This is a genomic window from Anaerobiospirillum sp. NML120511 (genome assembly GCF_023050955.1).
In the GTDB taxonomy this organism is placed as follows: Bacteria; Pseudomonadota; Gammaproteobacteria; order Enterobacterales; family Succinivibrionaceae; genus Anaerobiospirillum.
Genome location: NZ_JALKIK010000018.1, coordinates 65,059 through 87,520, shown reverse-complemented (window position 1 = coordinate 87,520; position 22,462 = coordinate 65,059). Strand labels below are relative to the sequence as shown.

Genomic DNA, 22,462 nt, shown 5'->3' with positions numbered 1-22,462 from the left:
CCGCCCAGTCTGACTGCAGATACGCTCAAAGCTGTACCTGCAAAGCAGTGAGCAAGGCCATACGACCGGCACAGAGCCCCGCACCTGAGGTAGCGGGGCTCTGCTTTTCTGGCCACTGAAAGTCAGGCGCTTTACAATCAGCCACCATGGGCATACCTTCACCTTCGGCCGCCAGGCGCACACATTCAGCCACCTGGCTGCAACTGCAGCAGCTGTTGCAGACCAAAGGCCATACAGCTCCCAAACCGGCGCCTGCACCGGCTCATATCCAGGCATTAAAACTACACTGTTTTTCTGTCACCTGTACTGCATAAAAAGCCCGCCCGTGCGGGCTTTGCCGCCTTATTGACATATGGCTGTGGAACATAATTTGCTGTGCAATGCCCTTAAGGTCAAATTCTGACCATTATGTATTTTCCGGCTTCTGTACAGTTACCTCGGGACAAAATAAGCCCTTCCAGGCACAGGCCAGGCTTTATGGCTTATGCTCAGATCAGCATGGTCACAGACCTGCAGCTGACAGCTGTCTTACAGCCTGTGCACGCGCACTGTCCGCCTGACTCACTTATAAGGCAGGTCAGCCATAAACAGTCTGCAGCCATCAGGGCTGTGCCTACAGTGCTGTCAGCACTGCGCCGTGGCCGCTGTCCTCTGGGAACGGTACGATGCCATGCCCGGTCGGAAAACGAGTTTAATCGGTACCCTGTTATCTGGTACCTCTGGAGTTTGTATGATTAAGAGCAAGTTCTTTTTACCATTTGCCGTGGCCTGCGCTGCCATGGTGACCGGATGTGTCTCCTCATCCTCCTCTTCAGATCTTTCTGCCACCGGTAACAGCACTGTACCGGAGAAGATCTCCACCCCTGAGGAGTTCATGGATGCCTCCATCAAGGAGCTCTACTCCACCGTCCAGAAGGTCTACCAGACCGAGTACTTTGCACTTGGCATCCCTGATGGCTGGAATGTTGTAACTTTCAACAACGCCCCGCTTGATTCATCCATCTCTGTTGAGAAGGCTGACAAGTCCACCATGGTAACTGTCCGCATCAACAAGGCCGTACGTCCTACCATCAAGGAGACCTGCGATCTTGCTGCCGAGGGCTACCGTGCCAATGGTGTTGAATTCACCTCCAAGCCTGAAGTTGCCTACGGTACCTGCATTATTGAGGGCCGTGAGAGCGAGCAGGACGTAGCTCTGTGGCTGCGCCAGTATGATGATGACAACTCTATCTACACCATCAACTACACCGGCTCTCTGGAAAACGTAGGACAGCTGCTGGGCTACCTTACCGGTAACGAAAAGCTCATGCAGCTGATGGTACGCCCAATTGGCGGCGGTGCTCTCTAAGCACAAAAGGCCACGATGTCCGCCATGCCAGGCCATACCATGTAATGCCCGGCCGTACCATGTAATGCCACGCCATGGCTGAGCCATAAAGCCCCTGCAGCTGTCTGAGCCGGCAAATGCAAGTCTCCGTCCCTGGAACCTGCAGCCCCTGCATTACCTGACCAGGCCTCATATGCCATGCCAGTGCACACATCAGATGTGCTTACAGGAAAGCTCACAGAACATACAGTGAAGCAGAGCTAAAGCTCAGGACGCACAGCAGAGCTTATGGCATAGCAGCATCACAACCACAGTGACCGCAGCTCCGGCAGCGCCGCAGGGCCTGCATGACCGGGCAGCAGCCACTGACCCTCAGGGCAGCAGTATCGACACTCGATCTGCTGCCCTGCTGCTTTTTAAGGCCCTGAAAAACACCTGGACAGTGATTTTGAGGAGATTTGCCGCAATGCGACTCAATCCGGGTGCGCTCATCCTGAGCACACAAAGGCGCCAGACTGCAGGGATATGCCTTGCAGTGCACAGACATGCATATGACCAGCGACCATGCTGCAGCACTTTGAAAAAGCCATCAGCATCACCGTACAGGCAGGCTGGGCCGGGCATGCGGCAGATTCACAGCACAGCCCTTGCAGCGCCGGGCATGCGGCAGATTCACAGGACAGTCCTTGCATCGCCGGATATGCGGCAGATGCACAGGACCGCCCTTGCAGCGTCGGGCAGTGGGCAAATTCACGGGATAGCCATTGCAGCGTCGGGCATGCGGCAGATTCACTGGACAGTCCTTGCGGACCGTGAGTTTCCTGTGAGCAGATGACATGTATGAGAGGGTGGTAGGGGTATCTGAGCAGACAGCAGGGCTCTTAAGCAGGGGATGTGGGGCTTGAGCGGCCTCTCAGTAAGGCATTGGCAGAGCACGCACTGCAATGCCGGGGAGCGACAGTTATCAGAAAAAATTGCATCAGGGCCTGAGGACGTGTCGGGCCGGGGCCTGGTGCTATACAATACAGTCAATGGAAGACAGGGATATCTGTAAGCAACAATACCCTTAAGCTTTCAGCTTCGCCCACCTAATGGAGAATTGCTATGACACAGCCAGCCGAGCAGAAAAAGACCGTACGTGTAGCTGCTGCTCTGATTGTTCAGGATGACCGTTTTCTGATTGCCCGCCGCTCCGAGGGCCGTCATCTGGCCGGGTACTGGGAATTTCCCGGCGGCAAGATTGAGGCTGGCGAAAGCGCCCAGTCTGCCTGCTCCCGTGAGGTCCATGAAGAGCTGGGCTGCGTAATTGCCGTGGACAGCTACTTCCTGACCTGCAACCACGAATACGATGACTTTAACCTCTCAATGGATGTCTACATCTGTCACATGATGCCCGGTGAAAAGGTCACAGCCTCAGAGGCTCACTCCGAGCTGCGCTGGATTACCCCTGATGAAATGGACAGTGTGGAATTTGCCCCTGCAGATATCGCCTTCCTGCCGAATATCCGCAAATTCATGCAGGCTCATACCAGTGTCACCACAGCCAAAGGGCGCTCCATAGCCTCATAGAGCCCAAAGACATAGCGAATGCCTCCTGTCAGGCCCATAGCACTCAGGCCCATACCATGGCTTTTAGCCAGCACCGCCCACCAGGCACGGACGCTACGGGCTGATAGCTGAGGCAGGGCCCTGATAGCAATGCCGCCCTCAGGCCGGCTGCATCTGACTGCCTGAGCCAGGACAGCGGCGGCCCCGGACAGGCCATCTTTGACAAAGCCACACCTCCTCAAGGTGTGGCTTTGCTCTTTTGAGCAGGACCACACGGCCCTCCTGACCATACCGGCCACAGGCTACGGCACGGCAGACCATACCAGTCTCAGGCTAAGGCACAGCTGGCTGCCATACACAGGCTAATGCACAGCATGCTGCCATACACGGCCATAGTCTGTGTCTGACAGTAAGCGCAGGCTGCATTGAGCTGTGCAGCTGCAGGCAGGACGGCACTCATGCAGCAAGGCTCGCTGTCTTTCATGCAGGAAAGCCTCACGCCAAGTGATCGTGTTCCAAAGTCCGGGCAGCACCCGGCAAAGGCCCGTGCTCTGTGACGGGTACTACAGCAAAGAGCTGTGCCCTGTGTCAGGTACTACAGCAAAGAGATGCTGCAAATATCAGCCTGCCAGAGTCTGAGCAGTTTTTCTTTGGCGCTGGTACCCAGCACAAAGCCTCCCGGGTTAAAGCTGCTGCCAGATGGCACCACCATATGGCAGGGTATGAGCAGGAGCACAGGATTGTTCTTCAAAGCCATGGCTACGGCCCTGTGATGTACTGGTACAGTAGTGACGGGCTCGCTCTCAAGGCCGTGAACAGCTCTGTTCCCGGTCACCATATCAAGTCCGGGACTGACTATACAGCCATACTCCTGAGCTTTTGAGTTAACCAGCCGGGCAAGCTCCTTATAGGTAAGGGTTTGCCGGGGACAACAGCGACTGAATCTGACCAGGGCATGCAGGACAGCTGCGCTTGTGGGTGAGACCAGCTTTTCAGGGCATAAAGGCAGCTGCAGAGCATAGAGCTCAGAGGCAAAGCTGCAGGCCGTTCTGGACTTTCTGCCACGTCCCATATCCTCAATGAGACTTACCGCTCCTGCAGCCCTGGCTGCAACAGCCTGAAGTTTCTCTGTATGAACTGCACAGCGCCCGACTCTGCTCCTGGCTGCATATTCAGCCTCACAATCCCTGAGAGACAAAAGAACAGATTCGCCTGGACCTGCCATGTCAGCAAGCTCTTTTACGCTGATCTCTACTGGCTCGTTGCCATGATCAAGTTTGCTTATTCTGGAAGACAGCAAGGCAGCACGCTCAGCCGAGTGCAGCACATGAACTCCCTGCCATGAAAAGATAATGCTCATGGTCCCCAGCACAGTTTCAAAAGTGCACATAAACGATCTGTCTGATAAGTCCTCGTTTTCAGCCATTGACGTCTCACAACTAAAACATTAAAGAGAGTGTTATTTCATACTTCAGCCGCCCTGCACGGTCGCTCATGATACGCAAGGGGGCCTGCCCACATGCCCGCTCCTGACTCAGGCAGTAACACAGTAACTGCATGAAAGTATAAGCTGACTGCAGCAGTATGACAGGTCTTAAAGGTATGAGCTCCAATAAAGGCGTGCACTTGTACCAGCAAACACCGGGGCGCACATAGCAGGATCACATTGTCCATTATCACCTGACCTCCAGACAGTCATGCAGACAGCTCAATGGAACAAGATCACAGCACTGCTGCAAAGCCCCCTCAACTTGCTTGCATATTCTCGATCATCACAACGCCCCTGCCGGAGAAAACAGTAAATACAATGCAGGGACAAAGGCAAGTTCAAAAACAAAAGCAAGGGCGGGGCAGAGGCAAGGGCCGGGGGCAAGAACCAAGGGAATGTAATGCAAGGTCAGAGACAACAGCCATGTCAGCTGCCAGAGAATGGCTGGGATACGGCTACAGGCACAGGATCGATCTAAGGGATGGATTGGCTCTCAGGCATGTTCCATCTTATCAATGGCGGAAAGGGCTCGCAGCCTGAAGAGCTGAAAAGACGGTGAAGATGGCACAGGCAGAGCGATGTTGCTGGCCATAATCATGACAACGGCACATGAACCCGCTGGGACTATGACCAGGGTGGGACCATGGCAAGGCCTGCATGCCATGCAGGATAGCGAGTGTATGGGCAGCTCAGAGATAAGAAGACAGGGCATATGACCATAGCAAGGCCAGCGTAAAGGCCGGCTGTTCTGGGCTATATGGCATGGGTATGGGCAGAGGATGCAGGCGCCGGTGAAAGACCTGGAGGCCTGTAAACTCACAGACATGCCAGTGATGACAGGCAGTGGCTGTAAAGGGAGCTGTGGGGGAGGCGAGGGCGCACCTGGAAAACGCAAAGACAAAAGCTCCGACCTTCATGATTTGTTTGACTGGTAATCATGCAGGTCAGAGTAGCATTCAGAAACTGAATTCTGATAAGAAGGCCTGTAAGCAAGAAGACATTGCCAGGCTTCTGCACCCGTAGTGAATTGTTATCAGCACTGTGGCTGACTGGTGATGTAGAGTTTAAGCTGCCAGAGCATGGAACCCACTTAATTAAGCTCATGCTGGCCTGATAAGAACTGTCAGTGCTTAGGAAAGGCCCCTCACGTTTGGAGAGGCCCAGCGCTACCAGGTAGCTTACCTGACAGCATTAACGTCAACACTAATTGGAGTAAATTCTACCATATGAATTACGCCTAAAATGATATTTTTTGTGAGCAAAATCACGTTATCAGCGCCACTTAGCAGCCCTGTTGATATATGCTTTGTTTGCAATATATCAATGATATATCTAGTAAGGAATCCCTTAAATATGTCGATTTTCATAAATTCCGCATAAAATTAGGGAATGCGTTCAATATATTTAAGCACGTGGCATTGTTCTGAATCAGACAATAATTAAGTCATAAATTCCACGAGCACAAATCTGTATTCTCATATTTGCGGTTTACACATAAAAATTCACGCATGAGCAATAATGTCGATTGAAAAGTGAACATAACAATTGTTTTGCGGCATGGGCTTGAGCACCTGTCCAGGCCCCAGCCCGCGTCCCGCCCACCTGGATATGACCATTTTGAGCTCTGCCCTCCGATAAGATGCACGCCCTCCATGACCAGCCTCAACCACAGTCGCCGCATTTGCCGCAGGCTGGCCTTAACCCGGGCAGTGCTGTGGTGACTCACTCCTGCTCGCATAATGGGTATACATAAAGAAAGAACGCCATCCCGTCTAACCTCACCGGGCAGACAGGTCAGATAAGGCGGCAATACTGACTCCTGCAGGTCAGATTGACAGGCCAGCCCAATATGCCTCAAGGCCCCTTGATTAATCAGACAGCAAGATGCCTGCATGCTGAGAGTGATGATGCAGCACGAGTGCACAACGTCTAATCTCAGAATGGATGTATGGATTAATGGATGAATGGGTGAGGTGCGTCGAGGTGACGTGATGCGATGCTATGCGATGATGTGATAAATGAATGCTGCAAGCACGCATGCATGCATGCACGCCTGCCTGCATACATGCCTGTCCGACTGCATGCATGAAACACATATGTGCCAGTGCCTCCCTTGCAGCTTCAGCTCTTATATGGCTGCTGGCATGCGACTTAGCCCTTTGATGTCCTGCATGCTACTTATCTCCAGTATGCCGTTGTGTCCAAGGTTACTAAAAAGGGTGGCGCTTACGCAGGTGCCAGACAGACGCTGACTGATTACATATGAGATGTGTACGCCGGAAGAAATGATAAGTATTGCTTATGCGGCTGTTTATATCGCAGGCCAAACCGCTCACCGCTGACAAGCTGCCGACCAGGACTGCAAGTAAAGATAATGCTTTACAAAATATTATGACTGACGTAAAGATAAATCAGGGAAAAGAAGACAAAGTAAGAACACAAGGATAAAGTGCAGTTGCAGACCAGGAGCGATACGATGTGCAGGGACGGGAATATGCCAGACAGGGCGCTGTAACGTGGGCGTTAATATGGGCGTAAAAATCGCCCAGATATGGGATTTCAGGCCAGCTGTAGCTGTTACAGAGATAATTTGCCGGTACAGTAAGCCTCAAGGTCCAATGTTACCGGTTGCACCATTGTCGCCGGAGCTTCTCTGCTTGCCTGTAATGACATTGAAGATTTGACGTTCTGCTGCTAATATATGCGGCCTGCAAGCCTGTTGCAGACAATTCACATGCTGGAATAATGAGCCGGAAAACAGCGTTTATATGTACTGCGGTGAATCTTTGCGTTACGCGTCACATTCATAATCACACATACTTGACTGTTTAACTTTTCTTTACACATTATTCCGCACTAAGCTGAACACAAATACCTCAATATGGCAGCTTATCACTGCCCGCTATCTTGTTGCGCATCCCTTTCACATGCCGGGATGAACTGCCGCTGTGCCCGTACACACACCGGGCATCTGAATTTACTGTTTCGCCTGCACTCACACCGGGCATCAGGATTTACTGTTACGCCTGCACTCACACCGGGCTTTCAGGATCTGGATAACTGTTCTTAGGAGAGATTTCATGACCTCTGAGCAAAATAAGGAAAGGAAAGCTTCCTGTACTTTAGCCAGATGGGTTGATGGCTGGAAGGACTGGATGAAGCATGAAGGCTATGACTCCAACACCATCTCCAAGTATGTCCAGTCCATGGACTGCTTCCTTGAGTTCTGCGAATACAAGAACGTATCCCGGGTTTCTTTCAATACTGCGAAGATCGACCTTGAGTTCTTCAATGACTGGCTCAAGTGGCAGCTGGAGCAAAAGGAGCTTTCTGCATCCTCAGTTAATACCCGTCTCAACGGTCTGCGTAACTACTTCAAATTTGTCCGCTACTATCATGAAGAGACGGACTGCTCTCGTCTGTACTTTGATCTGCTCAATGTCAGCACCATCAGACGTCCTCCACCTCCTGATGAGTATCTCAATAATGACCGCATCTCCCTGCTGATGTCTGCTTTCCCTGATACCCGTATTGGTCACAAGAACAGATTTATGGTTCTGTTCATGTACATTACCGGTGTCAGAGCCAATGAGCTCATCAGTCTTAACGTAGGCGATCTGCATCTGGACGGCGACATGCCTTATCTGCATATCCACGGTGAGTTCGATCAGCAAAGAGACATAAGACTGGACAGTGACATGATTAAGCAGATACATATCTTCCTCAAGGAGCAGCACGGCGACGTACTCAATCCCGATGATCCGCTGTTCTTCGTAAACAGAAAAGGAGAGCGTGCCCGCACCGGCTCGGCAGCTGTTTTACAGATCCTCAAGACCTACTCTCACAAGCTGCAAAAAGACCATCCAGACTTCCCGGCAGTCAATACTCTGCTAATCCGCCGCAGCTGTGCTGAGCGCCTTTATGAAGACGGCGTTCCTGTTGAGGCCATTGCTCTGTACATGGGACATAACTCTCTGGTCAGCACTACCCGTGTTATCGACCATAACAGGCTGACTAACGCACGCAGCACCCGCACGCTGATGCGCAGACTAAGCTCACTGATGTCTGACAGTACCAAAGACTCAAAGAACCAGTCCTGACAGCTGCAGAGCTGACCAGGTACGGTCGGCCACACAAATGGCACGACAACGGCAGCCAGCCTCTCAACGGCCAGGGCCACACCATTGGTGTGGCCCTGTGCTTTTGGGGCTGTACAGGTGATGCATACATGCAAAGACGCACGGCATACGACAGACACAGCTGCCGTGCCTGAGCACCACGCAACACAACGACAATGCCAGTCTGTGCACTTCGTACCAGGCCGCCCATCCCGACTGAATCCATGCAAGGCAAAGTCAGGCAGAGGCATGCGGTGTCAGGCAGAGTCATGCGGACTCAGGCATGGCCACGCCGGGCCACTACGCAGAGCAGGACGTAGCAGGTTCTGCCAGTCAGACCAGGGACGACAGGAACTCCTGAGGCTGTATTACGGTGGAATCGGATTGTGAGAGCAACTGATGTCAGTGAAGAGGAAGTAAGGTTTGGATAACTGGATGGACGACAGGATGACAGGGATTTTGTTGTGCGGGCGCTGACAGAGTAAAAGGCATACTGTCCTTATGGCAGGAGTTAAACCCGGGAGCAGGATCTGGATTTAATGATGAGGGAAAAGTGGCTTGCAGGTGATATGAAAAGTCCAGGTTAAAAGCTGATTATCACGCGCCGTGCCCGTGCGTTCGTGCTGCGCACCATAGATATGGAAAAAGCAAAAGTGCTTTTTCAGCCCCATCGAACTTCCATGTTAACGCCATTTTACAGCACTTTTCAAGGCTTATATTTGCTTAATTTACACTCCCGAATATTGAAAAAACGTGCCTGTGTGCTATCATGTAATCACGGTAGCAATACCGGCTAATGGTTTCTAGTATGTTCGCCAGCAAGTTTTGCCCTGAGCCGATAATTACAGATTGGGCCGTCTTCTTGAGCTCCGTTGTGCACGCCTAAACTATTCAGCCAACTGGGTAGTCCCTTGAGAAGCCTTAAGAGCCACAGGTAGCCCACCTTGAACTTCTGGTTCAAGGAGCTGAACACGGCAGCGACATGGCCGGGGCCATTAGTTATATATTCTCCAAGCAAAATTACCAGAGTTTTCTCTGGTTTTTTTGTATCTGAACTTCCTGCCTGCATTACACACTTCTGCCATAACGCAGCCCCTACACAGCTCTTCTTGCTCACTGCCTGTTACGGCGTCCGTCAGCTCCCTCCCAATCCCATACCGACCTCAACAGCTCCAGCCATCCGGCTTCACCATGCCTGCAGCCTGACAAAGAACATACAGCCCTTCAGACCTGCTGCTGACTCCGAACATACTCCTCTTCAGACGTGCTGCTGACGTAGAGCATGCCGCCATCAATGTCTGCTGCCTGACAAAGAGCAAAAGTCTGTTCGTGCCCGGCCACGCTGCAAATTTCAGGGTACAGGGCATAACGTGATCGCATACCTTAAACAAGCCTGCGTCAGCGCCGTGATCTTACAGGTAGAATATACAAAGGCATCTGAACTGAGCTCCGCACTGAGGCACAATAAGCGGGTCATCCTGACCACCCGCACGTGCTTATGCATCAGGACTATGCCTTATGACCCGGACTGATCCTTATGACCCGGCCTATGCCTTATGTCCCTTATGTGTTTTAGCAGGAGAATTTGTTATGACATCGCCAAACGCTGCTGAGCTTACCTTGCCAGGTGAGGGTCTGTTTTTCACTTCTGATACACATTTTGGCCATGCCAATATCATCAAATACTGCAGCCGTCCTTTTAACAGTGCCACGCATATGGATGAGATGCTGATTAGCAACTGGAATGAAACCGTAGGGCCTGAGGACACAGTCTTTCACCTTGGTGACTTCTGCTTTGGCAAGCCGCAAAAGTGGCTTAGTATTCTGGAGCGTCTGAACGGCCGTATCTACCTTATTGTCGGCAACCATGATGACAGGGGACTTAATGATAGGGTGGTATCACGCTTTGCTGCTGTCAGCATGCAGATGCGCATCAGGGTCGATGGCCAGAAAATCTATCTGAACCATTTCCCCTTCCTGTGCTTTGATGGCGGCTACAGCAACGTCTGGCAGCTCTTTGGCCATGTGCACAGCAAGGCCGGCATGACAGGCATGGAGTCCTCAAGGTTAATGCACCTTTACCCTACCCAGTACGACGTTGGAGTAGACAATAACAACTACCGCCCGGTTTCATTTTCCCGTATCTGCTCTGTCATAAACGCCCAGATTAAGGCAACAAATGGTGATCCCCAGTCCGATTAATATCGCCGCTCTGATCTTTACCCTCATCTCTCAGCCACACCTGCAAAAGGCCGCGCTTTCCATAATGCTCTCTAAAAGAATAAAGATAATCAATGACATTGCCCAAAAGTCGGCACTGTCTGTGGTGCTGCCTTTTATTAGGTGGATGCTGCGCATACCTCTATGCAGCTGCAATACAGGACCATGTGCCGCTCAATAGACCACCTCCCTGACCTGAACCTAACGCATACATGCTGCCCCATTTCCTTGCACTGTCACCTCAACAAGCACCTCGGCTTGCACCTGAACATTAACCCCTCCAAACACTCTACATTATGATTTTGTAATGCATGTTAATATGGCAGCTGATGATGCTGTCGAGCTTTTTTGCATTGTTACAGGTTCACCAGAGCAAAGATATTCATTCCATTACGTTTTGTATATTGTTTTTGCATCAGCATTCCTCTAACTGTCATGTCATGTCATGTCATTTTTCCCTGATATGAGCGAATTGCTGTACCTGTACTTACACTTCTTAGTACCATGAATTTGGCGGTGGAGCTGTAAATTACAGTCACAACTTTACAGTTTTATAAAGTATTATTTTCAGTAATTGCACTGCATAAACCCGTGCTTGCCGCATCTCAATGCCTGCTGATGCACTCAGAAGCTTTACAGGGGGAGGCATTTTGCTGTTCGATTGCTGCTCAATGAAATGCATTAGCATTACGCAGGGGGCAGATTGATGTACATTGCACATGCAACTGAGAGAAAAGGGGTGGAGTGAGACGAGATGAAGATGAGACGAGACTGGGTGGGATGGGATTGAAGAGCAGAGGCGGAGAGAATGCAGTTGGATGGGGCTGATGGCTTAGTGCGGCCACTGGGGGTGAGATTTTGAACTTCCGGGTTACGGGCAATAAAAATGGGCCTTGCGGCCCATTGATTGAACAGAAATCTACGGAATTCTGTCGCTAAAGTAGTCTTTTTAGGTATCGAGACTATTTCTTGTTAATAGCGTGGTCAACAGCAACGGCTACGGCTACAGTGGCGCCTACCATTGGGTTGTTGCCCATGCCCAGGAAGCCCATCATCTCAACGTGTGCTGGTACTGAAGAAGAACCGGCAAACTGAGCGTCGGAGTGCATACGGCCCATGGTGTCGGTCATACCGTAAGAGGCTGGACCAGCTGCCATGTTGTCAGGGTGTAAGGTACGACCGGTACCGCCGCCAGAGGCTACGGAGAAGTACTTCTTACCGGTTAACATGCACTCTTTCTTGTAAGTAGCAGCTACTGGGTGCTGGAAGCGGGTTGGGTTGGTGGAGTTACCAGTGATGGAAACGTCTACGCCCTCGTTGTGCATGATGGCAACGCCTTCACGAACATCATCGGCACCAAAGCAGCGAATCTGGGAACGATTGCCCTTGGAGTAGGCAATTTCCTTAACGATGTTTAACTTGCCGGTAGCATAGTCAAACTGGGTCTGTACGTAGGTAAAGCCGTTGATACGGGAAATGATCTGAGCGGCATCCTTACCAAGACCGTTTAAGATAACGCGTAATGGGGTCTGACGGGACTTGTTGGCATTTAAGGCAATACCAATAGCACCTTCAGCGGCAGCAAAGGACTCGTGACCGGCCAGGAAGGCAAATACCTTGGTCTCATCGGTCAGCAGCATGGCGCCAAGACCACCGTGGCCGATACCTACCTGACGGTCCTCAGCTACGGAGCCAGGGATACAGAATGACTGTAAACCGATACCGATAGCGTTGGCAGCCTCAGCAGCAGTCTTTACCTGCTTCTTAACGGCAATGGCAGCACCGGCAACATAGGCCCAGCAGGCATTCTCAAATGCGATAGGCTGAATGGCACGTACCATCTCATATGGATCAAAGCCCAGATCAGTACAGATCTTGCGTGCTTCGTCCAGGGAAGAAATACCGTTCTCGTTTAATGCTGCGTTGACCTTGTCAATACGACGCTCATAACTCTCGAATAAAGCCATCTTTAGTACACCTCATTACTCATGTCTTGGGTCAATGTACTTGGCAGCATCATCAAACTGACCATAGTGACCTTTTACCTTGGCAATTGCTTCTGAACCCTTAAGCTCAGGCTCCTTCTTCAGGAGGTCAATTAACTTGCCCAGGTTTACGAACTCGTAGCCGACGATCTCGTTCTCGTCATTTAAGGCCAGACGGGTTACATAACCCTCAGTCATCTCAAGGTAGCGTGCACCCTTGGCCTTGGTACCGAACATGGTACCAACCTGGCTGCGAAGGTTCTTGCCCAGATCCTCAAGAGAAGCACCGATTGGTAAGCCACCCTCGGAGAAAGCAGTCTGGGAACGGCCGTAAACGATCTGTAAGAACAGCTCGCGCATGGCGGTGTTGATAGCGTCGCATACGAGATCAGTATTTAAGGCCTCGAGCAGGGTCTTGCCTGGGAGAATTTCGGAAGCCATGGCGGCAGAGTGGGTCATACCGGTGCAGCCGATAGTCTCGACTAATGCTTCCTCAATGATGCCGTCCTTAATGTTTAAGGTCAGCTTGCAGGCGCCCTGCTGAGGAGCACACCAGCCCACACCGTGGGTTAAACCGCTGATGTCCTTGATTTCTTTAGCCTGGACCCACTTACCCTCCTCAGGGATTGGAGCAGGACCGTGGTATGCACCCTTCTTGACGGTGCACATTTGCTCTACTTCGTGTGAATAGATCATTTGCGATACCTAATTGACTAAATCCTAACATCGATTCCCCATGACCGTTGCCGACCCTAACTGTCGACCCCAGTTGAGAAAACGATTCAATTATAGCGGTTATTTGATAATTTGGTAGGGACGATTTTCACTAAATGCAGCATGCATGCGTGCCCGGCGCCTGTTTAAGGGATTTTTTCGCTCAAATCTTTTTTCGTATCTAGAAAAAGCTCTGCACCATATGAGAAATCCGATCATATGAAAAATCACTTTCAATTCCGTACAAATCTGATATTCATCGTACTTGTGACGGAATTGTCTGGACAAAATTCCATTTTCAAATGCATGTCCAGATGAACAAAAAAACTCACAGACAGCTGAATATTTCCAACAAAACATGGCATTAGTTCATCATATTTAATTAATAACCCTTGCATGTCACGACTTACTGTGGTTAGCCTGCACTCACTACGCTCAGCCATCATTCCGGTATCATTTTTCCCGCCGATTAAACAACAATTTATGCAAGGGCACCCCGCCTTATCAGCAGCCTCATTAAGCTCTCCGCTATAAACCCGCCAACTGAACCTGCCAGCATCATCAACAAAATACTTTGTAAAGCATCTGCAATATCACATTCATTCCCGGGAAATGACATACACTTTCTAAAACAGGAAACAGATTATAACCCCAGACATGATGTATCCACACTTTTGCCGCCGACGCTGTTAGCCAAATCGCATGCTGCATAGTCCACGCTGCATGCCACATGCTGGTGCCACAGCTGCGTGGCACACACTGCATGCAACCCCTGCGTGCTCCATGCTGCGTGCTCCATGCTGCATCTGTTCCTGACTGAGAGCTCTCACTTGCAATGGTACATTCCAGTTTTGAGACATGGCGCTGCCAGAGCTCATTCAGTTGTCAGCGTGTTTGCATGCTTCTCTGCTGGTTTTAGTAAGCATCTAATACAAAGGGCCACCCCCCTTTGCAGGAGATGACCCTTGGTATGATGGCAGTCAGCGTGACTGTGCAGCCATGCTATGCAGCCGGAACTGATCTGGTTATGAGGCTGAGGATGGAGCCGGAGCCGGGTCAGTATCGGCGCGGCGTACGGCCTCCTTCATGGATTTGACGTACTCACCTACATATGGGGCAGCATCGCGGCCATGCTGCTCAATCAGCTTGATAATTGCTGAGCCCACAATGGCGCCATCAGAGAGCGAGGCCATCTGCCAGGCCTGCTCCGGGGTGCTAATGCCAAAGCCCACAGCACATGGAATGTCTGTGTTTTCGCGCACCAGTCTGACCATTTCACTGATGTCAGAGCTGATTTGCTCCCTGGTTCCGGTTACTCCCAGTGAAGATACCACGTAGACAAAACCACGGGCCTCACGGGCAATTTTGACAATACGCTGATTGGAGGTAGGGGAGATGAGGCTCAGTAACTCAACACCATGACGCAGAGCCACACTTTCAAACTCCTCCTTTTCCTCAAAAGGAACATCAGGAAGAATTACACCCTCTACTCCGTCCTCGCGACAGCGCTCAAAGAAGGCATCAGGACCGTAGGAGAACACTACATTGGCGTAGGTCATGAAAACGAAAGGTACGCTGACTTCATCGCGCATCTTCTTGACGAGATCAAAGACGTCATCGGTAGTAATTCTGTTCTTGAGAGCCCGGATATTGGCTGACTGAATGGCCGGACCCTCGGCTACAGGATCGGAAAAAGGAATACCAAGCTCGATGAGATCAGCACCGGCATCAGCTGCTGCCTTAACTACCTTGATGGTGGTTTCCATATCAGGATCACCACAGGTGATAAAAGGAATAAAGGCCTTTCCACTGGCAAATGCCTGAGAAATCTTACTCATGGATCTCTTCTCCTCTGTAGCGGGCAATGGAGGCTACGTCCTTATCACCGCGTCCTGACAGGTTAACTACAATGATCTTGTCCTTGCCCATCTGTGGAGCCAGCTTAATGGCGTGGGCAACGGCATGTGCTGACTCAATAGCCGGGATAATGCCCTCAGTGCGGGACAGATACTCAAAGGCACTTACTGCCTCCTCATCGGTCACAGGCACATAGCTGGCACGGCCAATATCATGCAGCCAGGCATGCTCAGGGCCTACGCCAGGATAGTCAAGACCAGCAGAAATGCAGTATACAGGGGCAATCTGACCGTACTTGTCCTGACAGAAATAGGACTTCATGCCATGGAAGATACCAAGGCTGCCAACATTAACTGTTGCTGCAGTTTCAGGAGTATCCACACCACGTCCTGCACCCTCACAGCCAATCAAAGCAACTTCTTTGTCATCTATAAAGTGATAGAAAGCACCTATGGCATTGGAACCGCCACCAACACAGGCCAGCACGGCATCAGGCAGACGCCCTTCTTTGGCCAGAATCTGCTCTTTGATTTCTTTGGAGATGACGGACTGGAAATCACGGACAATGGTTGGGAAAGGGTGTGGACCCATTACTGAACCCAGGCAGTAGTGAGTATCAGACATACGGGTGGACCATTCACGCATGGCCTCGGATACAGCGTCCTTTAAGGTGGCAGTACCGCTGTCGACAGGTCGCACCTCAGCGCCCAGCAGCTTCATGCGGTAAACATTGAGAGCCTGACGCTCTGTGTCCTCACGGCCCATAAAGACCACACACTCAAGTCCCATCAGGGCAGCAGCTGTTGCTGTGGCTACACCGTGCTGACCGGCACCGGTCTCTGCAATCAGACGGGTCTTACCCATCTTTTTGGCCAGCAGAGCCTGACCGAGCACATTGTTAATCTTATGAGCGCCGGTGTGATTTAAATCCTCACGCTTGAGGTAAATACGTGCACCACCCAGCTCCTCAGTCATCTTGCGGGCAAAATACAGCAAAGATGGACGATCGGCGTAATCGTTAAACAGTTCCTGAAGCTCAGCCTGAAACTGTGGGTCATTCTTAAAATGCTCGTAGGCCTGTTCAAGTTCCAGAACAGCATTCATCAGGGTCTCTGGAATGTACTGACCACCGTGAACACCAAAACGGCCTTTGGAATTAGTCATGGGAAAATCCTTATATTTACCCGGCGCACGCACTGGCCTGCACCGGGCATTCCCGCATCATACATCTGCCCTGCACCGTGCTGCGCAGCCTGCAACAGCGCCAGGCGCTGGCTGGTGCTGCAGCTGGCACCGCCTCGCCAGGTGTCATCGGCACCATTTGTATGGCTCCTGGGCGCTGGCTGCAGATGGATGGCACCGCGCACTGGCTGCGGATGGATTGCGCAGTGCACTGGCTCATCAGAGCTGATTATTTGCGGGTTACTAAGCCTGCAGTATTACCTGAGGGCCGGCTGCCGGCATACGATACTGTCCCATGAACTTTCATAAAGACAGCTCAGGTGCCGACGACCTTACAGTCTGTGCTGCCCTCTGTGCAATGACGGGCAGCAGCCTGAGCGCTGTAAGGCCGGTCCCTTCAGGCCGACTGTCTGACGCGGCAGACAAAATCCTGCATCTTGGCAAAATCCTTAACACCGTCAGTCTCAATACCCGAGCTGACGTCTACTGCCATGGGGTGGCAGGCAGCCAGAGCCTGTGAAATATTGTCACAGTTGAGTCCTCCGGCCAGAAAAAACGGTCTGTCCATGCTGGCCACGAGGGCCCAGTCAAAGGTTTGCCCCGTGCCTCCCCTTCCGGAGTCAAGGAGCACCCAGTCGCAGTCCAGCTGGCATGCCCGGGCAATATCCTCTTCACAGCTGACAGAGCAGGCCCTGATTACAGGAGTGCCTCCCTGACCGGCTTGTTGCAGAGCCTCTTTGAGATCAGCAAGATAGTGCTGATCCTCACTGCCATGAAGCTGAATAATATCAATGGCGCCACTGGTCACCATATGAACAACGGACAGCACTGGCTCATTTACCAGTACTCCCACTGATCTGATGGTACTCTTAAGCTCACGTCTGAGCTCCAGAGCCTGAGCCGGAGTGACATAGCGGCGGCTGTTCGGCGCAAAGACGAAGCCCACGAAATCCACATCAAGCTCATTTGCCCATTGAATATCTTCCGGACGCCTGAGACCACAGACCTTGATTAATGCTGTGCTCATAGTGCTTTCCAAAATTTAATATAAAGTTATTACCTGCAGACTCAATCTGCAGGAGTTCAGAGGTGCTGCAGCAGTGCAGCACTGCTTATTAAGCTGACAATACCTGCTGAGCCCGGCTCGCGCTGGTGCGGCTGCGCCAGCAGCCTGTTACAGCAGCCTGTGACAGCTCCAGCTGCCCCATGCTGCCGGTGGCAGCAGAGGCTGCCGCCGACTCCAGGTGCAAATGGTCAGGCATTGCGAAATTCTGCGATTTTGGCTGCCTTGTTGTCTGCACGCATCAGGCTTTCACCTACCAGAATAGCGTTGACTCCTGTCTGCTTAAGAGGAGTGACATCAGCAGCACTGTGTACGCCACTTTCAGCAACAAATATTCTGTCCTCAGGAACCAGATCACGCAGGCGGCGTGAGTTGTCAGTATTAACGGTAAAGTCCTTGAGGTTACGGTTGTTCACACCAATCATGCGGGCTCCGGCTCTTACGGCAAGAGCTACCTCATCAGCGTCGTGAGCCTCAACCAGAGCTGACAGGCCCAGGTCCTCACATACTGAGAGCATGCGCACTATTTCCTTTTCCTTAAGCAGCGAACAGATAAGCAAAATGCAGGAAGCTCCCAGCAGGCGGGCCTCGTAGATCTGATAATCATCTACGGTGAAGTCCTTTCTCAGGCATGGTGTCTTTACCTGAGCTGCAATCTGCTCAAGATAGCTGTCAGAGCCCAGAAACCACTGAGGCTCAGTAAGGACACTGATGCCATCGGCTCCTGCTGCCTCATAATCACGGGCTATTTCCAGATAAGGAAAATCAGGGGCAATCAGTCCCCTGGATGGTGAGGCCTTCTTGCACTCACAGATAATGGCCAGCTCACCCTTGCTGTTGCGCTCCTTAAGTGAGTTTTCAAAGGCAAAGCCGGCTGCTGGCGCAGCCAGAGCGCGCTCACGGCAGGCCTCAAGAGGAAGCACTGCAGATGCTGCAGCAACACGCTCACGGGCATGATCTGCAAGCTTGTCCAGAATGGTCATAATCACTGCTCCCTGTTCTTAAGGCGGTTGGAGTGCTCAATGAGACTTTCCAGAGTCTCAACAGCTTTGCCATTATCAATAAGGCTGGCTGCCAGCTCAATGCCCTCGGCAAAGGTCAGGGCGGCACCACCAAGGTAAAGTGAAGCACCTGCATTTAGCAGCACTACATTGCGCTTGTGACCGCTCAGTGATCCGTTGAGAATGGAGCGGGTAATGCCGGCATTAACCTCAGGAGTACCGCCGCGCAAATCATCTTTGGTACAGCGTTCCATACCAAAATCCTCAGGCCTGATGACATAGGTCTTATACCAGCCGTCCTTGAACTCGCACACTGTAGTAGGGGCACTAAGTGAAATCTCGTCAAGACGGTCCTGACCGTAAACCACCATGCCTCTCCTGATACCCAGATCCATGAGCACCTTTGCCAGAGGCTCAACCAGGTACTCGTCATAAACGCCAAGGAGCTGGATTTTAGGACTGGCTGGATTGGTCAGTGGGCCCAGAATGTTAAATACGGTACGAAAGCCCAGTTCCTTGCGAATGGCGCCCACATGCTTCATGGATGAATGGTATTTCTGCGCAAAGAAAAAACACATTCCCACCTTGTCGAGCAGCTCCACACAGTCCTCAGGGCTGAGATCAATATTAACGCCCAGAGCCTCAAGGCAGTCAGCTGTTCCACAAAGGGATGATGCTGCACGATTACCGTGCTTGGCTACTTTCAGGCCGCCAGCCGCAGCAATCAGAGCAGTAGTGGTTGAGATATTGAAAGAGTTGGCATTATCGCCACCGGTACCTACAATCTCAAAGACATCAAAAGGTGTTTCCACCCTGGTGGCATGAGCGCGCATGGCTGCGGCGCAGCCGGCAATTTCCTGAGTGGTTTCAGCTCGGGCACTCTTGGTAGAAAGAGCTGCAAGGAAAGCTGCATTCTGGGTAGGTGAGGTCTGACCTGACATGATTTCATTCATGACTGTGTAGGCCTCATCAAAAGTCAGATCCTGCTTGCTGACGATTTTTACAATAGCTTCTTTAATCATTTTTCTGTCTAATCCTGTCTCCCGTCCCCTGCATCAGTGGCTGTCCACAAAAAGCACTGCCACCACCGCATGACAACTCCGTCAATGGCAGCACCTGCGCCCCATAAGAGCACGCAAGGCACTGAACTGGCGTTAATGCATGGCCAGGACTGGCCTTGCTATGACCGGTCCGGCCTGCACAGTCCGGCCGCCAGGCCGTCAGATCGTCCGGCCGTCAGGTCGTCAGGATGTCAGGTCGTCAAGCCGTCTGAACGCCCGGACGCGGCATGTACTCATACCAGGGCATTGCCAGCCTGCCGGCCAGGCGGGCAGGAAGTGGACGGGTAATTGTTACGCTAGAGCGTTAGGAAATTCTTAAGCATGGTGCTGCCATCAGGAGTCATGATGGATTCAGGATGGAACTGCACACCAAAAACAGGAAGTGAACTGTGGGCAATGGCCATGACCTCACCTGAATCAGTAACAGCTGTCACCTTGAGTTCAGGAGGCAGAGTATCAGGGTCAACTGCCAGCGAATGGTAGCGGGCCACAGGCGCACGCTCCGGCACGTCCTTAAACAGCGGACAGCTGGTGTAGAAGCTGACCTCAGATTGCTTTCCATGCATGAGCTGACGGGCATAGGTCACAGTGGCGCCAAATGCAGCGCAGATTGCCTGATGACCAAGGCATACTCCTAGCACCGGTATCGATGCGCCAAGCGCTTTTGGCACCTGCATAATGATGCCGGCATCCTCAGGACGGCCTGGTCCTGGTGAAATGATGATGCGCTCAGGTCTGAGTTCGGCTATCTGCTCTACAGTAAGCTCGTCGTTACGTATCACTTTGATATCAGGATTAATCTCACCTGTGAGCTGATAGAGGTTGTAGGAGAAGGAGTCGTAATTATCAATAAGCAAAATCATCTAGAGCTCCTCCATGTCCTGAGCCATTTTCAGAGCGTTAACTACGGCCTGAGCCTTGTTGATGCACTCCTGATGCTCTTTTTCTGCCACGGAATCAGCCACAATGCCGGCTCCTGAACGGACAAAGACACGTCCGTTCTTGCGGTAGGCAAGACGTATGGCAATGCAGGTATCCATATTGCCCGAAAAATCGATATAGCCTATGGCGCCGCCGTAAATACCGCGCTGATTGTTCTCAAGCTCACCTATGATCTGACAGGCTCTGATTTTTGGTGCACCAGAAAGAGTACCAGCCGGAAGCACAGACGAAATGGCATCCAGAGCATCGCACTCAGGACGGATCTGACCGCGTACTGTCGAGCCTATATGCATGACATGAGAGTAGCGCTCAATGCTGTGGAGCTTTTCCACCTCCACTGTGCCAAAGCTGCAGATACGTCCAAGATCATTGCGCCCCAGATCTACCAGCATATTGTGCTCGGCAATCTCCTTTTCATCGCTGAGCAGCTCACGCTCCAGCGCCAGATCCTCCTGTTCAGTGGCACCACGTGGACGGGTACCAGCAAGAGGAAAAGTGTGCACCACACCATTATCAAGACGCACCAGAGTCTCAGGCGAAGCGCCGGCTACCTCAACATCGGTGCCGGAAAAATAGAACATGTAAGGCGAAGGATTGGTAGTACGCAACACACGGTAGGTATTGAACAGGGAGCCCTCAAAATCAGCATCCAGTCGATTGGATAACACTACCTGGAAGATATCGCCCTCGTAAATGTACTTGCGGGCTTTTTCCACCATGGAGCAGAACTGCTCCTTATTGAACAGTGCTCTGAAATCACTGAGCAGACGCCCGCCCTCACCATGGCAGCTGGCCGCATCGGCCCCGGCCCTGGCCACAGTCCCTTGTGCGGTATCACCACCAGCAATGCCTCGATCTGTGGAATTGCTCATGGTGGCCTCTGCAATATCATCGGCAATGTTGCGGACCATGCCGCCTCTTCCGGCAGATCCGCTTCCGGCGGCTCCGCTGCCGCAGGCACCGTTGTGGCAGCCATCATTGCTGCGGCCAGCTGCGCTGCTGGCGGCCGGTGCAGGTGGCGGGAACAAACCAAAGGCAGTACCTGCCATGCGGCTGACCGCGCTTAAGCCACTTTCGCTCTGACCGGCACCATGAGCTGCACAGTTACGGGCACCGCCATGGGAGATAGAGCGCAGCATATCTGCCAGCTCTTTGAGTCCTGCGACGGCGCGTGAGTAGCGGGCTGCGACATCGGTCTGTGAGGAGCTCAGAGTAATATTGGCAATGAGCACAATCTTCTGACGGAAGTTGTCAAAGGCAATGACCTTGTCAAAGAGCATGAGGTCAAGGTCATTAAAGCACTCCTCATGATCGACAGCTACGCGTGCGGCCGGCTCGGCGTAGTTGAAATAATCGTAGGCAAAGTAACCTACCAGACCTCCGGTAAAGGCAGGCAGCCAGTCAAAACGCGGGCTTTTGTATTGTGCAAGCAGTTTTCTGATATGGCTGTCAGGGTCGTCGGTAGTAAATTCACTGTCCCCTATGCGCATGACGCCATCGCGCAGTGATATGGCGGCAAGAGGATCAAAGCCCAGGAATGTCCAGCGTCCCCACTTTTCCTTGCCAGCAACAGATTCGAGGATAAAACAGTGAGACGAACGGGCTTTTAAAGTCCTGAGCGCCTCGATGGGGGTACAGATGTCCGAAAGAATCTCGCAGGACAGAGGCAGAGCCTTATACTCACCCTGCTGCGCGATCTTCAGGACTTCGTCCAGATCCGGCAATACTCTCATTTAAACAGACCTTATGAAAGGAAAAGTGAAACAATAATAAATCAGACAAACATGGAACATACCGCCATCACCCTCCGCTTCTGCCAGCATAAAACGGGGGGCATCCGCCATCATGAGGCAGTGCAGCGTTCAGGGCGACCTGATAGCTGCGGACCGCTGTGACATGGCCGCAAAAGGATGGGTAAGGCAGTTTTTCAGAGGTCCGACGGAGAGTCACAGTTA

14 protein-coding genes and 1 other RNA gene are annotated in these 22,462 nt (G+C 51.9%); 5 read left to right on the top strand and 10 right to left on the bottom strand.

Annotated features, from left to right (window positions below; genetic code table 11):
* The first annotated feature begins 730 nt into the window (after nt 1-730).
* Together MXE39_RS06710 and MXE39_RS06705 are read left to right on the top strand one after the other, a co-directional pair.
* Nucleotides 731-1,348 carry a hypothetical protein gene (locus MXE39_RS06710; protein ID WP_246977832.1) on the top strand — a complete coding sequence of 206 codons (618 nt, stop codon included), beginning with the start codon at nt 731-733 and terminating at the stop codon, nt 1,346-1,348.
* 1,083 nt (nt 1,349-2,431) lie between these two features.
* A complete protein-coding gene (locus tag MXE39_RS06705) occupies nt 2,432-2,896 on the top strand; it encodes a (deoxy)nucleoside triphosphate pyrophosphohydrolase (RefSeq protein ID WP_246977831.1) in 465 nt (154 codons plus the stop codon).
* A 574-nt stretch (nt 2,897-3,470) separates the two neighbouring features.
* On the opposite strand, the gene MXE39_RS06700 is transcribed toward MXE39_RS06705, so the two are convergent.
* Nucleotides 3,471-4,235, bottom strand: a complete 765-nt coding sequence (locus MXE39_RS06700; RefSeq protein WP_246977830.1) for an MGMT family protein — start codon at nt 4,233-4,235, stop codon at nt 3,471-3,473.
* A gap of 3,209 nt (nt 4,236-7,444) precedes the next feature.
* Here MXE39_RS06700 and MXE39_RS06695 point away from each other — a divergent pair.
* From MXE39_RS06695 to MXE39_RS06685, 3 genes are all read left to right on the top strand, one after another.
* On the top strand, nt 7,445-8,464 hold the full coding sequence (locus MXE39_RS06695; protein ID WP_246977829.1) for a tyrosine-type recombinase/integrase: 1,020 nt from the start codon (nt 7,445-7,447) through the stop codon (nt 8,462-8,464).
* A gap of 815 nt (nt 8,465-9,279) precedes the next feature.
* A non-coding RNA gene (ssrS, locus tag MXE39_RS06690) (6S RNA) lies at nt 9,280-9,479 on the top strand.
* Nucleotides 9,480-10,072: 593 nt separating this feature from the next.
* The gene (locus MXE39_RS06685; RefSeq protein ID WP_246977828.1) at nt 10,073-10,684 is read left to right on the top strand and encodes a metallophosphoesterase; all 612 of its coding nucleotides are present in this window, start codon (nt 10,073-10,075) and stop codon (nt 10,682-10,684) included.
* A gap of 980 nt (nt 10,685-11,664) precedes the next feature.
* Here the strand turns inward: MXE39_RS06685 and MXE39_RS06680 are convergent.
* From MXE39_RS06680 to MXE39_RS06640, 9 genes are all read right to left on the bottom strand, one after another.
* Nucleotides 11,665-12,669: a GGGtGRT protein gene (locus MXE39_RS06680; protein WP_246977827.1), complete on the bottom strand. Its 1,005-nt coding sequence runs from the start codon at nt 12,667-12,669 to the stop codon at nt 11,665-11,667.
* Between the two features lie 15 nt (nt 12,670-12,684).
* Nucleotides 12,685-13,383, bottom strand: coding sequence for a hypothetical protein (locus tag MXE39_RS06675; RefSeq protein WP_246977826.1), 699 nt, complete (start codon nt 13,381-13,383; stop codon nt 12,685-12,687).
* Nucleotides 13,384-14,426: 1,043 nt separating this feature from the next.
* Entirely contained in the window at nt 14,427-15,239 is an 813-nt protein-coding gene (trpA, locus tag MXE39_RS06670) for a tryptophan synthase subunit alpha (RefSeq protein ID WP_246977825.1), read from the bottom strand.
* Complete coding sequence (gene trpB / locus MXE39_RS06665; protein WP_246977824.1) at nt 15,232-16,422, bottom strand: tryptophan synthase subunit beta; 1,191 nt, start codon at nt 16,420-16,422, stop codon at nt 15,232-15,234. The genes trpA and trpB overlap by 8 nt, the downstream gene beginning before the upstream one ends.
* A gap of 415 nt (nt 16,423-16,837) precedes the next feature.
* Entirely contained in the window at nt 16,838-17,467 is a 630-nt protein-coding gene (locus tag MXE39_RS06660; protein WP_246977823.1) for a phosphoribosylanthranilate isomerase, read from the bottom strand.
* Nucleotides 17,468-17,694: 227 nt separating this feature from the next.
* Entirely contained in the window at nt 17,695-18,486 is a 792-nt protein-coding gene (gene trpC / locus MXE39_RS06655) for an indole-3-glycerol phosphate synthase TrpC (RefSeq protein WP_246977822.1), read from the bottom strand.
* A gap of 2 nt (nt 18,487-18,488) precedes the next feature.
* Nucleotides 18,489-19,526 carry an anthranilate phosphoribosyltransferase gene (trpD, locus tag MXE39_RS06650; protein ID WP_246977821.1) on the bottom strand — a complete coding sequence of 346 codons (1,038 nt, stop codon included), beginning with the start codon at nt 19,524-19,526 and terminating at the stop codon, nt 18,489-18,491.
* 335 nt (nt 19,527-19,861) lie between these two features.
* Nucleotides 19,862-20,428 (bottom strand): aminodeoxychorismate/anthranilate synthase component II, encoded by a 567-nt coding sequence (locus tag MXE39_RS06645; RefSeq protein WP_246977820.1) that lies wholly within the window; start codon nt 20,426-20,428, stop codon nt 19,862-19,864.
* The gene (locus MXE39_RS06640; RefSeq protein WP_246977819.1) at nt 20,429-22,240 is read right to left on the bottom strand and encodes an anthranilate synthase component I family protein; all 1,812 of its coding nucleotides are present in this window, start codon (nt 22,238-22,240) and stop codon (nt 20,429-20,431) included.
* Nucleotides 22,241-22,462 lie beyond the last annotated feature (222 nt).